Raw genomic sequence first — 17,349 nt, 5'->3', positions numbered from 1 at the left:
GCCGAATACATCAATAATTTTTTTCACGTGTGCATAGAAAGCGGAAACGTCCGTCAAATACGCACGCAAACATTAAAAAATAGTTAAAATTCGTGCCAAATTATCCTCTCGCATTAAAATGGATTACATTCTGTGCCGGCAATGTAAAAGTTTGTGGTTCACATGTAGAACATCAAGGTTTTTTATTCAAATTATGGAGGGTTACAAATTACACCATTCAAGTTAAGAATAATGAAAAATTTGTATTTACTTTATTGCAATCAAAAGGTGGTATTCATCTAATTGACCAGAAAAAATATCCGTTAGAAAGCTATCAAATTCATTTAATTTTTCCAGGACAGTCAAGTTCCTTCTCTTGTATGGAAGAGACCACTGCTTATCAGTTTAAACTCTCTAGACAAAATTTCGAAAAGCTATGTCTTTGCCTTCCTATCAATATGAAGTTACTAATGCATCACCCTATAATAGACATCACGGAATACCAATTTGAAATACTACGTAACGATTTACAACAAATAGGATCGGAACTTTCTCGAATTCAACCGCTATTTCCACTTTTAGGGAATCGTGCATCAATTAGCTTACAGGAAATTAGTCGGATTCTGATGGATCGGATTGGATATCCCCAATCGTCATCCCTTTCAGTAACTTTAAATAAATTCCTGGAGTTGATCGAGCTACATTACAAGGAGCAACATGATGTTGCCTATTATGCAGATGCGCTTAATATGACTGAAAATGCACTTAGGAAGCTCACTAAATACCATATGAGTGTTGCTCCACTTAAATTGATACACCTGCGCTTATTAAGAGAAGCTAAGCGTCTACTAAGGGCTGCGCCCAATCCAATCAAGGCGACCATGATTGAACTCGGCTTTCAAGACCTGTCTACATTCTCGCATTTTTTCAAGAAACGAACAAAAATGTCTCCATCAGCATATCAACAAAAATACTTCCCGCCTAAAAATTCTTAAAGTGATTAGCATGCGATCTGATCCGGCGTTGGAATAGTCCTAAATTCATTCACAGCGAAAAAACTGCTATTTACCGACATAAATGAACAGTCCGCCTAAAAAACAAATTATTTAAAGTTCAAGTGATTAACTTCGATAACAACAAATATAACAGAGAAATTCTTATGCCTAAGATCCATTTATTAGACTATTTTCCGTCGAAGCTCATTTCGGTAAAAAGGATCAGATTCAACATGCTGCTATCGTTGATGGTTCTATATTTTATACCCTATCCACAGAATGCAAAAGCCCAACAATCAGATTGGTTAACAAAAGATATCATATTTGGGAGTGAGGGCATTCAATTGGCAGGTTCCATACTTCAGCCTAAACATGCCCGTGCGGCCATTGTCCTTGTTCACGGCTCTGGGCAAGAGAAAAGGATGACGGAGTTCGCTTCATTTTTAGCCCGAAATGGTATCGCTGTATTTACCTATGACAAACGCGGGGTTGGAAAATCGGAGGGAATCTATGCGGGCCCTGAGGTTGGTACAAATAATATTGACTCCGCTAACCTCAACCTGCTTGCAAAAGATGCACAGGAGGCTGTAACAACTTTCCGTCAACAACTGGACAACCCGAATATTCCAATCGGACTGTTGGGATTTAGTCAAGCAGGATGGATCATCCCGTTGGCGGCCAACAAAAATCCATTGATCGACTTTTTTGTCTTGTATAGTGGTGCAGTAATTCCGGCACGCGAACAGCTCCGATTTCAGTTTTTCACAAACGGAAGAAAAGACTTTTGGGATAAACATACGGAAACTGAGGCTCGTCAACATGTGATGAATGATCCAGACCGTTATCAATTTATCAATACCGATCCAGTCGCATCGCTAAAAACGACAGCTGCACCTGGACTTTGGCTGTTCGGTTCGCAGGATATTCAAATACCGGTAGGCTTATCCATAGAACGTCTCAATGCATTGAAAGCGCAGGGAAAACCGTTCGAGTATTGCCTATTCCCAGCACTAGATCACAACACAAACCTTTCAGCCTCGGATGAACCAAGTGCTATTGCACTTCAATGGATTAAGAGCAGGACTAAACTCAAATTCACTCCTTCTCCTCCCGTACAAGAAAATCATAAGAATACCAAAATTTTAGGTGTCCATAAGAATTGAGATCACCTAGACTATAGCTAATAGGATAATCATAGCTATGCTGTTGCAATTCAAGTTCATTTTTATAATCTGCAACAAGTTTTTTAATGGGGTTGAGACCTGTTGCTCGTCTAATAAAACCTTTTTGTCGTCCGCCGCGCAGATATATTAATACGTCTGAACCATTTAAAATCGCTTTATCCAGTTCGGTCAGTTCTTGGTTGTAAAGTAATTTTTCCAGGACATTTTTCAGATCACCACGCGGAAAATCGCTTTCTCCCATTACAATGGAATGTGTACCGTAATTTGCGGATGAAACATAATACGGATGATATCCAGTCTTTTTTAACTTTTCAACTTCCTCCTTGTTAAAACCCTTTACATAATCCGCTAGATCAACTTGAAGGCTAAATGCAATATTTTCCCGACGCAATAGTAAGCTGTTTGCCCTCTTTATTGTGGTCGAATCGTGATGGCGAATCAACTTCAGCACACTATCTACGTCAGGGCTGTTATTGAGATGATAACGTATCGCCCTATAGTCGAAAAACGCGCCTACAGAAGATTGCTCCAAAACAGCTGGTTCGCCCCTGCTTTTCTTTGCAAAAGCTCGAATAGCATCATAACTTGGGATAATACGAATCGAAGGTAAAGTTGGCTGTGTGGATGAAACTGTGTTTTTAAAAGGTTTATAATAAGAGCGAAGAGTGGTTAACTTTAGCTGCGGCGTCGTGTCTTTCAATCCCCAGACCGTGCCCAAATAGAAATTCTTGTCTACCGTACCATCTACATAAAACTGAGTCACAGAAAAGCCAACAGAACGTCCTTCAAAATGATACCTTTTGCCCATTGCTATTCCATCAATCTCTGTAGCGTCAATATCAGCATCCTCTTTGTCACAACTTGACAAAAAACAAATGCTTAACAACAACAGGAACAGATATTTCATAATTTAAACAATTAATAGTCACTTCTGATGAAGCACTTCTCACTCATCTACCCGTCGGACAATGGCCTTTAGATTCTTCTCAAATATATACAAAATTCCTAACCCAGCATACATAAAAATAAGAACAACAACACGATACAATGCTAAGGGAGCCTACGCAAAAAAAAGTTAAAAATAAGATATGCTATTAATACTTAAAGAAAGATCATCTATAACACGCAACCTTATTCATCCTTATGGCATCGACGATCTTTTTAATGATTGCCACAATCAAAGAACTATAAATATCCAATATAGTGATTAAAACTGAAACAATCAAACACTAAATTCCGGGCAATAACAGTTTTCATTCATTTTTAATACAGTAGTCGCTCAATGATTAGTCAGTGCTTACTGAATCAATACTGAATAAGCACTGAACGATCACTGAACAAGCACTGAACAAGCACTGTGATAACGCAAGATTTGGTTGCGCTTTGATCATAAGGTAATCTTGTTGAAAATTGAAGAAAAAAAAGTGAAAAAATTATGCTTATGTAACAACATGTAGATGCTGTATCGAAATAAAAAATATTGATGATATAATTTTGGTATACCCCAATATATAGGGCCCATTAGAAGGTGATAATTAATAAAAAAAAACACCCGAAAGCATGGGGTACCCCGGGTGTTTTAGCCATATTATTAACCTATTTTATGAAAAGTGCCCTTGAATGGGCAACACTAAAATAGAAAATAACTTTGTATAAACAAAATAAAACTTTAAAAAAAGCATTTTTTATCATTCACTAAATCGGTTAAACAGGACTTTAGCAATACGAATAGGAAAAACTAATCGTAGTTAGAAACATTGAAAGCCAGTTACTTAAAACCGGCTTTCAACCCAATATACTTTTCTTTGAACAATCTTAAAAACCGTCCCCATTAATCACAACAGTCTCCCCTCCTTTTTTGAGGTTGGCAGCATTCTGTTGGATTTTAAAATATTGTGCCGCTGGGCAAGCCATCTGCGTCATTCGTCCCGCATGCATAGGCACTTCGATCACTTGCTTTGCATCATAGCGGAGTAAAGTGCTGTAGGACCAAATCGCTTCCAATACTTTCGTTTTTGTTGCCTTTACAGGTTTGCCTTCATTGGCCACCTGATCGATAGCGTTCACCCGCTTAAACTCACCCAATCCACCTAGGGTATATCCAGCACTTTCAAACGTAGCTTCATATTTCTTGCCGTTACCCTGTATAGCAAATTTTAATATGCCTGGACCAACAATTTCCAATGTCATCAGCACCTTTTCGCCAGGATACCAATAATATTCGTCTTGTGCTGGTGCATTTTGGTAAAGACTTACTTGACCAGAGCTGTGTGCCGCCCTTCGTAAAAACGGTCGAAAAGCCCGCCTGTCTTCTGTCACATTTCCTTTTTCATCTTTAATAACTTCCCAAGTAAGACCAATATCCGTTTCTTGTCCCCCCATGTTACCACCCATATAAACAGAGGGATTATCCAGGTATTGCTTTGGTTTGCTCGGATTCAAACGCGCTGGATCAAATTCCATCTTTGGCAAGGTAACCTCGGCTTTGATTCCAACCCAAACATCCGTACTGGAAACAACTTTTCGATAGTAGGCTCCTTGAAAACAAGCTTTTGAAGAAGCCGGACGCACCTCATTCTTGAGATACTCATTCCCATCAACACCTACAACCGGAAATTCTGGTTTAACAAATTCATTTTTTGCACTACAGGCGGTCAAGCCTAGTAAAAAAAGTAAGAGTATATGTTTCATTATTTCTTGGGATCAATGGGTACAAAAATTAATGGGGTCGGTAGACAGGAAGCTCCCGGAGGAGAATAGGTAAATTCAATTTCCTGTATTTCCTTCTTTGGGTCGGGCCAATAAGTTTCGATGAGAATTGCCTCTGGATAACCTTTTGTAATCAGCGCATTTTTGGGATATTGCATCACGGTCTTTTGACCATCTTTACCCACAAGTTCCATGGTCAGTCCCATGCCACCACACCATTGGTTGTCTCCAGAACGGCTGTTCCAGCTAACCAAAGCTAATCCTTTTCCGTCTGTACTCTTCCATTTGATCTTTGTTTTATACAGCACACCATAGTTTCCGGCATTCTTGGCAAATTCTTTTTTCGCACCAATCGTTCCCGTGATCCATGGATCGTCCTGCCCGTCGGCCACAATCAGCTGCACTGCTCCTTTTTTGGTATCGAGCGTATCAGTCGGATTAATCTGATAATTAGAAATCGGAAAAATACCGCGACCAGCGTTTGCGTGACTATGAGGAATCAAGGTCTTGATCCGCGGAAACACTTTTGGCCCAGACTCATCTGGAGCAAATTGAATGACAGCGATCTGCGCCGGCTGGTCAACCACAAACTCATAAAATCCATGGACAAGTTCATCGTATTGTACCAGCTGTTTTTCCAGTTTTTCATCGATAGCCATTACTTCTCCTGGTTTAAGCACTTTCACCTGATTGTTTACAGCAGATAAAAAGTAGTCCTCAAGCCCCTTCTTTCCAATTTCAAAATAGTTTGAACTCGGTTTTTGTGAGGCATACTTCAGCATGCGAAAATGCATATTTTCATGGCCTAGATTTTTAATGACCGCTGAAATCTTACGCGGCATTTTTTGTGGTTCTTTAACACCATTGACGTTATACACATACAACCTAACAGCCCCAGGGTCAACCGTCTCCTGTAATGCAATAGCCTCAGGAACACGAATATACTCGGGATCATCAGATATGATATACTGCGGTCCCGGTAATACGGTCTTTGTGTAAGGCAACTTAGGAAAGTCCGTTTTTAGAAAATCCTCCAACAGGACGATATCGCCTTTATTTGCGCTGACAATCTTTTTGGACACGCTACTTAAATCATTTTTTTGTGCAAATCCAACTTTACACGAAACTAAACCTAACATCAACAATAAGCTTGTTTTGATGTGCTTGTTCATAATTTTATTTTTTTACGAATGAATACAATGTTCCTCCACTGCAACACAAGCTGCATGAAGGAACGATTATTTTAATTTGAATCGGCATAAATTGTAAACTCCTGCGCAACGAGATAACCAAAGGTTGTCAACATATACACCTGAAGCCTTTGTCCATTTTCTGAGGTTCCCATACAGATGTCGCTGGTTGCATTACCGTTGGTACCGCCAGTAAACAGTTCCGACTCATAAACACGCAATTGGTTATAGGTAGGTGAACTCAGTGTGGTACCAATGCGGGCTCGATCGCTAATATCATAGACATACATCTGCCCGATCTCATTGCTTCCAAACAATTTGACCTGAGCCAAAATATCTGCACTGTTAAAACGCTGAAAGGCGATACCACCATTCATGGCAGTACCGGTAATTGCCGGGAATGCTGCTAGCCGCCCCCATGTACTTCCCGAAACATAAGCAAGTTCGGCGTTAGTGCTCGCGATCAGTTCGGCGTTAGCGCCGACCCCTAAAGGAAGATATTCCGGTAGAAAGCCTAATGATGCCGCACCATCCTTATATTCCAGGACATCGGCAGCGGTAGATTTTATCTGGCCATTTTCGACTGTCCAACGCAGTAGGTAACGACTGGTTGCAACCGAAGCAAGTAACTGACCGTTTCCGTCCATATCCCCTACCCAGTTAAGTTTACGACCGATATTGCCATCGCCGGCAGCTACCGCAGCAGGTTTGCTATAAAGTAGATCCAATAACTTGACAGGACTGGTATCAAAAACATCTTTGTATTTGTATAACACAAAGCTCTGTCCATTCGGCGTATAAGTTCCTAGCATAAATCGTCCTTTTTCATCGCTCACACCTTGGAAGATCAAGCGACCTGCCGGGAAAGGATTTGTTAGGTTATGGGAATAAGCTCCTGTGAAACGGTTGTACACCTTAAATACAGATGGTGAAGTCCGGCTCACAATCACCAAGTAATCGCCACTCACAAAACAGGACGTTTCACTATTTGCAGTGAAGCCCAAGTCTGCCGCTTTCTTCAGGAACAAGCGCCGACTAATGCCCACCCCTTTTTCAAGTTTGACAGGTTCTTTAACAACCAATTTGAGCTGCCGCTTGATATTTCCGGCTCCAGAAATCGTCAGGGGTACTTCTGCACCGTTTGCCAAATTGACCTGACCACCGCTTGCTATTGAACCACTGGAATGCTTATTAATAACGTAACTCAGCGTAGATTGTGAAAGATCCATGCCCGGCACCACATAAAACGTCACCGTATTCCCGTTTAGGATCCCCTCAACCTCATTGACCTTTTGTTCGCTGTCTTTGAATGTAATTTTGACTCCCGAAATATCCGTATTGCCTTTCTTCTCGGCAATGACCACATAGTCCTTTGCGTCACCGTTTCCCGAGGTGACAGTAATTTTCTTGGGTGCCGTCAAGTCTGTAAATCCATTTAATCCCGGCGTCACCTGGGCATCAGCTGGAACGGAAGCACGCAACATCAGTCGCGAAAGATCTACTTCATTGTCCGAATCGATCGGATAATAATAATCTACGTGCAAATACACCGTATCGTTGCTGATCGTACTCAGAAAAAGTCGATCTTGCCCTTTCCCATCAATCGTAGCGTAAAAATCCATCAATTGATTTTTCACATTCCGCTCCAGATAATTAGGTTTTTGACATCCTCCCAAAAGGATCGCACAGGCCCATAAACTATAAAATTTTATTTTGTCCATTGTTAGTCTTTATTATTTTTACCAACCTTTAATTTGAGTCAACGCACCATTCAACTGCACTTCATTTTCAGGTATGGGCAGATAATATAATTTTGTACTGAAACTTCTGTTGGTTGCGTCTGCTGAGACAACCTCGTATGTTAATCCTGTTCCGTTCGGACTGATCTTATGCCCTGTAAACTTCACATTATCCAACAGGATGTGAGCTTTTCGCCAACGGCGCAAATCCCAAAAACGGTGTCCCTCGAAAGCGAGTTCAACTTTACGCTCATGCTCTACAGCGGCCATTGCCTGATTATTGTTGGCAAGGCTAAGAGCATTAAGTCCACGTTTCTGGCGGAGCTGATTGATGTAGGTTGTCGCTGAGGCAAAATCGCCCAATTGCGCTTTCGCTTCCGCCATAATCAACAAGACCTCGGCATAGCGCATTTCGATCCAGCTTTGTGTACTTTTATTTTGAACGAATGTCGTATTTGTAGGATCAAGCATTTTGCGTACATAGTATCCCGTAACGGTACGTTTGGGGTCACCACTCGCGCCAAATGTTGTAAATCCTTCTATCGCATCGGTCGTCGACGTATTCAGTGTTCTTCCTTTCCAGGTTGCACCATTGTATAAGATCGTCGCATAGAAACGAGGTTCACGATTTGTATAGGGAGCCGCTGCCTGCGCAGCATTCTGCCAGGAGAATTTGGATCCGTCAGCCATTTCAAATTCATTGACCAATTCAGCCGTTGGTACACCATAAACCAATGTATTACCCGGAGCATCTCGAGGTGGGGCATAGCCCAGGTCGTATTGATGCGTGACATCAGGTGCTGCAAAATCTACCCGAAAGATTGCTTCCTTTGTATTTTTATTGGTAAAAATGCTTGCAAAATTATCGTCCAAGGCATAGAGTCCCCCATTAGCCATATCGATGACTTTTTGCGCTGCATCGGCTGATTTTTTAAAATACTCCGCGCTCCTCGCCTGTGAAATGCCCGTCAAAGGATCCTGATTGAACTGCTTGAGATCATATTTAGCAATAGAGCCTGCATACAGTCCTACACGTGCCATCAAGGTATAGGCCGCGCCCTGGGTAGCCCGGCCAGCAAGATTGTTGAGCGGAAGATGATCCACCGCATATTGGAGATCCTCCAGGATAAAATCATAAACGGCTTCCTCACTCGAGCGTTCGTGATCTTTTTCAGTATACTGATCCATACTCTTGAATAGAATCACGCTTCCATGGATCTTTACCAGCCAGAAATAAGCATATGCTCTCACGAACCTGCCCTCAGCCTCATAAACCTGTTTTTGCGCATCGGAAAGGCTCGACTTGGTATTAATCCCATTGATCATTTCATTGATACGACGGATACGTTCATATCCGCTCGCCCAATAATTCAGGCCCACACTTGCGGAAGAAAACTGGTTTGAGTTGGATACAAGAATATTGACGGTACCATTCCCAGCCGTATTTGAGGTAAATTTCATTCCATCGGCTAAGGCATCCATTGCGTTGTCATAGCCTAAATTGGGAAATTGACCAAACTGGAATTTTTTAAATTCAGCATAGATACCCGACACATATAGTTCTGCCGAATTGGGGTCAGCCCATACTTTCTCTTCTGCGATCCGGTCCTGTGGAATTAGATCGACAGAACAACCTTCCAACGCCATAAACAACAGGCCTAAAAATGAAAGCTGCCGACAGCTGGTATATAGAGTTGATTTCATCTGTAATAATAATTTTTAGGAGATTAAAAAGTAACGCTTAAACCAAATTCAAAAATCCGTTGCTGCGGATAAAATCCATTATTGACATTTGGCATTTCGGGATCGAGGTATTTCAAGTAATCCCATGTGAAAAGGTTTGAGCCCGAAGCAAACACGCGTACCTGTTCAATATTAGCTGCATTCAGCAATCCTTTCGGGAAAGTGTAGCCCAACTGCACGGATTTAAGCCGCAGATAATCTCCTTTTCTGATCCATCCTGAATTGGCATTTGCATTGTTCGTCGACATGCCTGTTGCTTTATAGGCACTCATTCGTGGAAATTCGGCATTCGGATTGTCTTCGCGCCATGAGTTTTCAACCAAGAAATAAGGGGAGTTTCCATAATTATAAAAAGGTCGCGTAAAAGGTGTATTATCCTCTACCCCTGAAGTTCCGGACGATCCTTCGTAGGCTCCTGCTAGGGCAACATCAACACGTGCAGCACCTTGCAACAATGCTGAAAAGTCGAAGCCTTTATAAGCCATATCGAAATTCAAACCGAATGTTAATTCAGGTACATTGGAGCGTCCAATATAGGTCATATCATCTGTTCGGGTAATCCGGCCGTCACCATTCAAATCTTTAAATTTGAAAAAACCGGGCGCCATAAATCCCGAACTTGGTGAAGGTGTATTGCGTGCTTCCTCCCAGGTCTGTACCATCCCCTCTTTGACAAATCCAATTTTTGTTCCGATAGGTTTGCCAATGAGACTCTGCCAAGAAGGGATACCGTTCGCTTCATCCAGTTTCAGATACCTGTTTTTCGCCCAGTTGATATTGCCGGTTACGCCCAGTTTGAATTCACCAAAACGGTCGTTATAACGCAATTGAGCATCAAAACCGCGATTATCAACTTCGCCAATATTGGCCAAACTCGGAAAATAACCACCCATCGACGCTGGATAAAGGTTTCCTACCTGTCCCAGAATACCGGAAGTATAACGGTAGAACCATTCGAAATCAAAACCAAATTTTCCATTTAAAAACCGTGATTCAAATCCAACATTGGATGTGGTGGATTCTTCCCATTTCAATAGTGGGTTTTGAGGTGCATTGGTATATAAGGCTTTGACCGGTTTGCCGTCTATGACAATGACTGGTGTTGTATTTTGCGAAAGGGTATTAATGTAAGGGAAACTACCCACCTGCGCACGATCATTGCCAGTACGCCCAATAGATCCTTTTAATTTAAGGAAATCTGCAAAAGGGACAGCTTCCTTAAAGAAGGACTCATTTGAGACAACCCAGCCCAATCCAATGGCCGGAAAAGATTTCCAGCGGTTTTCCTTGGCAAAGTTAGCGGAGGCGTCCCAACGCGACACCAACTCCACTAAATAACGATCGCGGAAAGCATAATTCAGTCGCGTCACAAATCCCGCCCGTGCAGATTCCGCATCACTGGAACCTGTAGACTTGATAATATCTTCCTGGGAAGCCGAACCATAGTTTATTTCCTGAATAATACTGATCGGAAAATTACTTGCCCCGGCACCAAATTGATTACCATGAGTTTTTGCATATTCATATAAACCTAACACACCGATGCTATGATCACCAAAAGTCCGGTTGTAATTTAAACTCGCTTGCCATGTGCTTCGGTAGCTAGCCGCAAAGCTCTGACGAAGGGATGTTTTGGTGATCCCGGGCAATGTGGTCATGGCTACGAAATCACCTGCAACCTGGTCCCGCTGTCTTCCCATCGTCGGATACGGTGTCAGCCAAGATTTGGATTCATCCGAATTATAGTCGTATGCGCCCTGAACTTTTGCCAGCAAACCTGTTACTCCCGGAACTTTAAAATCAATGTTTGCTGTTCCCTGAAAGATATTGCTTTTGAGCTTCTGGTATCCCGAATTTGCTACGGAAGCAATTGGGTTGACCCATCCTGCTCCGGCCTGATATGCTACCGGGAGTCCATTTGGGGCATACATAGGCAAATTTGGCAGCATCCGAACAGCTTGGTAAAATGGATTCATATAGGCCGAGTTATCGGGTGAAATACCGGGTAAATTGGTATTTTGATTACGCAAACCAATGTTCAAACCAACCGTCAGGTATTCATTAAGTTCACTTTTAAGGTTTGTACGGACATTGTAGCGTTTAAAATTGGTATTGTCGATCACCCCGTCCTGGTTCATATGGCTGACCGAAGCAAAATACTGCGTTTTGCTCGCTCCACCAGAAATTGTAGCAGCATGATGTTGCGAATAGCTATTATTATCTGCCAATAGGCCAATCCAGTCTGTATTCCCAAATAACGGATTGGTATTGGTTCCATTTGCCACAGCATCGATGAGTTCCTGCGTGTAGATGTAAGGTGCTTCAGTTTGCTTCGTATTACGGAGAAAATCATTGTCCAGTTCTGTTCCTTTGTTATACCAGTTCATATAATCCGGTCCATTGAGGAATTTTGGAAAGCGGGTATTTTGGCCAATGCTGTATCCAAAGTCATAGGTTACTTTGGTCTGTTCCTTTCGTCCATTTTTTGTTTTAACCAATATAATACCATTAGCGGCCTGTACACCATAAGCGGCCGTGGAAACTGCATCCTTTAAAAAGGAAATCGTTTCTACCTCACTTGGGTCCAGATAAGCCAAGGTAGAAAGCGGTCTTTCGATATCATCGACAATCACCAAAGGACTTCGATTACCGCCGTAAGTTCCAACTCCGCGCAGATACAAGGTCGCATTATCTGCCCCCGGGCGTCCTGATTGTTGTAATGCTGTCAATCCGGGAACACGTCCGACAAGTGCATTGGTCAAATTCATCGACGGGGCTTTCTTGAGCTGATCACCTCCGATCTGTACGACAGAACCAACAACGTTGTTCTTCTTTTGCGTACCATAAGCCACAACAACGACCTCGTCAATCTGACGTTCATCGGACTGCAAAACAAAACTTTGTGTACCGGCAACTGTGATCTTCCGCGACTGCGACAAATAGCCGATATAACTAACCTGAAGTTCGGCCGGAAGTCGGTCTACCTGTACGGTAAAACTCCCTTTTTGATCTGTACGCGTTGTTACAGAAGTCCCCACTACTTTAACCGTCGCGCCAGCAATAGGCTGTTCATCGCGACTTCGTATGGTACCATTTACAATGGATTGAGCAAAGCTTATTGCGGATTGCATAAAAACAATAAGTAATCCCAATGCCTTAAAAAGATACCTGCGTTTTACATGTGTTGGTTTCATAATTTAGGAATGAAAAAATAGTGTTATGTTAAAAAATAAGTATTTATGGTCACTCGGTTACCTAAACCATGATCAGACATTTTTCATTGGATAAAACATGCAACGTTCTGACACCGGCACGGCAACGTATTTTGGTTTACAATTATTAGGTATATTATTTATACAACACTAAATAAGAAATAAAATTTTAAATATTCAAATTATTTCTAATTTTTTTTATTAATTAGGATCAACTAAAGAAGAAAAAACACAAACTTAATTTTGCATGATGATATATTTACTATATTTACCCATAAGTTAACGTAACACAGTTATGAGTATAAAATTCTTGAGTGACTTACATGATGCAAGCTATAGCGGTGTAGCCTATAAAAATATTTTGCTTAAAAAGGAGATTTTGACCTTTTTTGCGACCAAGGGGCCTTCAACTATTCCTGAACTAAGCAAGGAATTCAACATCAGTATTCCAAAAATCAACGAATCTATTAATGAACTTATAGAAGATGCATTGGTCCAGGACAATGGAAAGTCGACTTCGGGAATTGGCAGAAAACCGAATTCCTACGGTCTACTTCCGAATGCAGCATTTTTTGTCGGTGTTCAGGTAAGCCATGATCATCTCAGTATTGTGGTCATGAATATGAAAAAAGACATTATTGCCAGCCAGGAGGAAATTCCACATCGTTTGGAGAATAATCAGGAATCACTCCAGAATATATGCCGGGAGATCAATCAGTTTATTGCCACACATCAGATTCAAAAGGATAAAATATTGGGTGTAGGTATCAATCTTTCTGGTCGTATCAACTATCGAACAGGTTATTCCTACAGTTATTTTAATTTTTATGAAGATCCTTTATCAAAATATTTCGAACAGGAGCTGCAATTGCGCACCTATCTTGAAAACGATAGTAAGGCGCTTGCTTATGGCGAATTTTCCAGCGGAATTTTAAAGGATGAGAAAGATGCTCTTTTTGTCAATGTGGACAATGGCATCGGACTAGGAATTTTAATCAACGGAAAGATCTATTATGGGAAATCGGGTTTCGCGGGTGAATTTGGACATATTCCCATTTTTGACAACGATATCATCTGTCGCTGCGGAAAAAAGGGTTGCCTCGAAACAGAAGCATCTGGTTTTGCACTTAGAAACCGTGTAATAGCAGCACTGCAAAATGGCGCAACGAGCATCCTAACAAAAAAATTCAATGATCTGGAAGATATCCGGCTCAGCGATATTATCGCTGCTGCAAAAAAAGATGACAATCTCGCTATTGAGTTGATCAATGAACTTGGGGAAAAATTAGGTCGTGGACTTGCCACATTGATCAATATTTTCAATCCAGAAATCATCATCGTCGGTGGAATTTTAGCCAAAAGTGAGGAATACCTGATGTTACCGCTGAAGAATGCTGTCAATAAGTTTTCATTGTCTATTGTTAACAAGGATACCAAACTTGCTTATTCAAATAATGGAGAAAAACTTGCAGCCTTTGGAGCCTGCCTTCTCATTCGGGACCGTCTGCTTTCTATTATCGATTAAGACATAAGACGTGGATTTCACGGAAATCCACGCGCTACTTTATCTTTCCACAATTTCCTTCACAACCTCTCCATATTGATCTTTCACTTGCTCTTTCCGTTGTGCAAGGTGTATCCACTTCTTAAACGTTCCGATAAATACAATCGCCATCAATGACATCGCAGCTACGGCCAAGCCCGCCAGTAGGTACTGTCCTTTAGGCACATATCCTTGTACCACCTGAAGATAGCCGGCCCAAAATGTAATCACGGCCATAAAGACACCGGGAACGGCTGCAAACAAGACATATTTTCGCCTATTCATCCGGATGAGCATCGTTGTACATACAATCAGACCACAGGCTGCCAAGAGCTGATTGCTAATACCAAATAATGGCCAGATGCTACTTACGTTACCGGTATAAACCAAATATCCCCAAGAGAACGTAAACAGGGCGCTGCAAATCCATACACCTGGTTTCCAGTTTTTATCGCTAAATTTAGGGAAAACAGTTCCAAGCATTTCCTGTAGAAAAAAACGTCCCACCCTGGTACCTGCATCAATCGCTGTAAGAATAAAAACAGCTTCAAACATGATAGCAAAATTATACCAATAGGCCATTATATCGTTCATAAAAGGAACCTTATCGAAGATATGAGCCATCCCTACAGCCAACGACACTGCCCCGCCCGTCCTACCGTGCAGATCTACACCTATTCTGTCTATAAAATGTGGTAAATCCACAGCTGAAAGATGGGGGTGCTGCGTTAGAAACTGTGCATAATCGGCTACCGGTGTATTGATTGCAAAATAATCACCAGGCATCAACGTACAAGCTGCAATCAATGCCATCAAGGCAACAAAGCCTTCAACAAGCATGGCGCCATATCCCACAAACAAGATCTCGCGTTCATTACCGATCATTTTGGGTGTCGTCCCGGTTGCGATAATAGCGTGGAACCCTGATATGGCTCCGCAGGCAATCACAATAAAGATAAAGGGCAAGACAGGTCCTGAAATTACGGGTCCGCCACCATGGATAAATGAGGTCAAGGCGGGCATCTGAATTGTTGGTGCAACAAAAAATATTCCTACCGTCAGCATAATAATTGTACCTATTTTGAGATAGGTCGAAAGGTAATCTCTCGGAACCAATAATAGCCAGATGGGCAATACTGAAGCGAAGAAACCATATACAGCAATACCGATAGAGATCGTTTTCACATCCCAGTTGAAAAGTGCGTGAAAAGTTGGAACCTGCATCAGGTGATGACCGGCTATAATACCTGCAATAAGCAGGATACCGCCAATGATACTCGCCAAGGTCACCGAGCCCTCCCGATAGCGCATCATCAAGCCCATTAAAATAGCAATTGGCATTGTCAGTACAATCGTAAATAAAGACCATGGTGCCTCGTGCATCGCACTGATACAGGCCAGTGATAATCCGGCCAACGTTAGGATCAGAATGAAAAGTACGGCAATACCGGCAATAGTGCCAATAGGTTTACTGACCTCCTTGGAGGCAATGGTTGCCAAACTTTCTCCTTTATGTCGTACAGAAGCGAAAAGCACGACCATATCGTGCACACCACCACCTAATACACAACCAATTAATATCCACATGGCGCCCGGCAGATAACCAAACTGTGCCGCGAGTACTGGACCAACCAATGGCCCTGCCGCCGCGATAGCCGCAAAGTGATGGCCAAACAACACTTTTTTATCGGTTTTCACATAATCATGGCCATCAGCAAACTCCACCGCCGGTGTCTGGCGACTTCCATTCAACCTGAGCAGCTTATTTGCTAGAAACAAGCCATAAAAACGATACGTGATCGCAAAGATCAATATCGCTGCGAAAACTAGGGTCAACGCATTTATTCCATTGAGAGCATCCATACCAGTTAAGTTACACGATTATTTTTGCTTTTTCAAACACCTCATATACCTTCCATAAGGCACGAGGCACATGAAAGCATCCCTTCCATTTTCCGCCTTTGAGATCGAGTAATACCTCACCTCTTCGATTGAGATAGCCAAACCATTCGCCATGTTCGGGGTCCCTAAAATGCGTCCAGGTATATTCATGAACCCGTTCGAACCAACGTTTAGCCTCTTCATTTCCCGTTAGTACCCAAGCTTTCGCCATACAGACCAGTGTTTCACAGTGCACCCACCATAACTTCTGGTCCCATTCCAACTGCTGGGTCGGTTTACCCTGCGCATCCATAAAGTAGAATATACCTCCATATTTCTCATCCCATCCATGCTCCAACATACGAAGACCAATACGCATGGCTTTTTCAATCAACGCTGGTCGCTGCAATCTTTCTCCCAGATCCATCATAAACCACATGGCCTCTATCGCATGTCCCGGATTGAGCAATCTTCCTTCAAAACTATCCAGCAATGAACCATTGGGACTTACATTTTCAAAGACAAGCCCCTGCTCCTCTTTATAAAATACATCCATTACCTCCACCACGATATCCTCAATCAATTCCTGCACCAGGTTAGGTTCCAATAAATGCTCCAGTTCGATGGAGAGATTACTAAGAATCATGGGCAACGCAAAATTCTTTGATGGACGTGTCCCTGGAACAGCCTTATCGTATATGCCCTTGGTATGTGTTCGACGTTTCAATATATTATGAAAGGTATCTTGAGCAATTTCCGCGTAACGCTGCTCCTGAGTTGCTGTATACAGGGCACCAAATCCCATAGCAGCAAAGCAATCGGAAAAAATATTATAGGGCTGCACAAGTGCCTTCCCTTGTCGATCAAGTGAAAAATACCAGTTCCCTTCTTCGTCACGTCCATGTTTTTCCATAAAGCTGGCACCATGAACTGCAATATCCAACCAGGATGACCGTGTTTCAATTTTGTTGTAAATACTCGAAAAGAGCCAAACTTGCCGCCCCTGCAGCCACATAAACTTATCCGTATCAAAAACTCCACCTCTTCTATCCAGACAGGTAAAATAGCCCCCATACTCCCTATCGAGCGAATGCTCCGTCCAGAAAGGAAGAATATGATTAAATAATTCGTCTTTATAAATTGTACTATAATGATTCATATATAAATGAATTTG

Annotated in this window: 11 protein-coding genes; 3 read left to right on the top strand and 8 right to left on the bottom strand. The window is 42.0% G+C overall.

From position 1 onward, the window contains the following. Positions 1-92: 92 nt before the first annotated feature. A complete protein-coding gene (locus QE382_RS08930; protein WP_307185587.1) occupies positions 93-974 on the top strand; it encodes a helix-turn-helix domain-containing protein in 882 nt (293 codons plus the stop codon). A gap of 164 nt (positions 975-1,138) precedes the next feature. Then, positions 1,139-2,137 (top strand): alpha/beta hydrolase family protein, encoded by a 999-nt coding sequence (locus QE382_RS08925; protein WP_307185585.1) that lies wholly within the window; start codon positions 1,139-1,141, stop codon positions 2,135-2,137. Here QE382_RS08925 and QE382_RS08920 read toward each other — a convergent pair. The 6 genes from QE382_RS08920 to QE382_RS08895 all read right to left on the bottom strand — a co-directional run bounded on the left by QE382_RS08920 (position 2,070) and on the right by QE382_RS08895 (position 12,733). Then, positions 2,070-3,065 carry a hypothetical protein gene (locus QE382_RS08920; RefSeq protein WP_307185584.1) on the bottom strand — a complete coding sequence of 332 codons (996 nt, stop codon included), beginning with the start codon at positions 3,063-3,065 and terminating at the stop codon, positions 2,070-2,072. The genes QE382_RS08925 and QE382_RS08920 overlap by 68 nt on opposite strands. A 908-nt stretch (positions 3,066-3,973) precedes the next feature. After that, positions 3,974-4,849: a hypothetical protein gene (locus QE382_RS08915; protein WP_307185583.1), complete on the bottom strand. Its 876-nt coding sequence runs from the start codon at positions 4,847-4,849 to the stop codon at positions 3,974-3,976. Then, positions 4,849-6,039, bottom strand: coding sequence for a hypothetical protein (locus tag QE382_RS08910; RefSeq protein ID WP_046675316.1), 1,191 nt, complete (start codon positions 6,037-6,039; stop codon positions 4,849-4,851). The genes QE382_RS08915 and QE382_RS08910 overlap by 1 nt, the downstream gene beginning before the upstream one ends. 71 nt (positions 6,040-6,110) lie before the next feature. Further along, positions 6,111-7,778: a DUF5018 domain-containing protein gene (locus tag QE382_RS08905; protein WP_307185582.1), complete on the bottom strand. Its 1,668-nt coding sequence runs from the start codon at positions 7,776-7,778 to the stop codon at positions 6,111-6,113. A gap of 18 nt (positions 7,779-7,796) precedes the next feature. After that, complete coding sequence (locus tag QE382_RS08900) at positions 7,797-9,500, bottom strand: RagB/SusD family nutrient uptake outer membrane protein (RefSeq protein ID WP_307185581.1); 1,704 nt, start codon at positions 9,498-9,500, stop codon at positions 7,797-7,799. Positions 9,501-9,523: 23 nt separating this feature from the next. Next, entirely contained in the window at positions 9,524-12,733 is a 3,210-nt protein-coding gene (locus tag QE382_RS08895) for a SusC/RagA family TonB-linked outer membrane protein (protein ID WP_307185580.1), read from the bottom strand. Positions 12,734-13,046: 313 nt separating this feature from the next. Between QE382_RS08895 and QE382_RS08890 the strand changes: the two genes are divergently transcribed. Further along, a complete protein-coding gene (locus QE382_RS08890) occupies positions 13,047-14,276 on the top strand; it encodes an ROK family protein (RefSeq protein WP_307185579.1) in 1,230 nt (409 codons plus the stop codon). Positions 14,277-14,315: 39 nt separating this feature from the next. Here the strand turns inward: QE382_RS08890 and QE382_RS08885 are convergent, their stop codons facing one another. Beyond that, a complete protein-coding gene (locus tag QE382_RS08885) occupies positions 14,316-16,157 on the bottom strand; it encodes a carbon starvation CstA family protein (RefSeq protein WP_307185578.1) in 1,842 nt (613 codons plus the stop codon). A gap of 10 nt (positions 16,158-16,167) precedes the next feature. Beyond that, positions 16,168-17,334, bottom strand: coding sequence for a n-acyl-d-glucosamine 2-epimerase (locus QE382_RS08880; RefSeq protein ID WP_307185577.1), 1,167 nt, complete (start codon positions 17,332-17,334; stop codon positions 16,168-16,170). Positions 17,335-17,349: the final 15 nt, after the last annotated feature.

Origin of the sequence: Sphingobacterium zeae (assembly GCF_030818895.1) — a bacterium.
In the GTDB taxonomy this organism is placed as follows: Bacteria; Bacteroidota; Bacteroidia; order Sphingobacteriales; family Sphingobacteriaceae; genus Sphingobacterium; species Sphingobacterium zeae.
The sequence above is the reverse complement of the archived record's forward strand: the minus strand, read 5'-3'. Positions and strand labels throughout refer to the sequence as shown.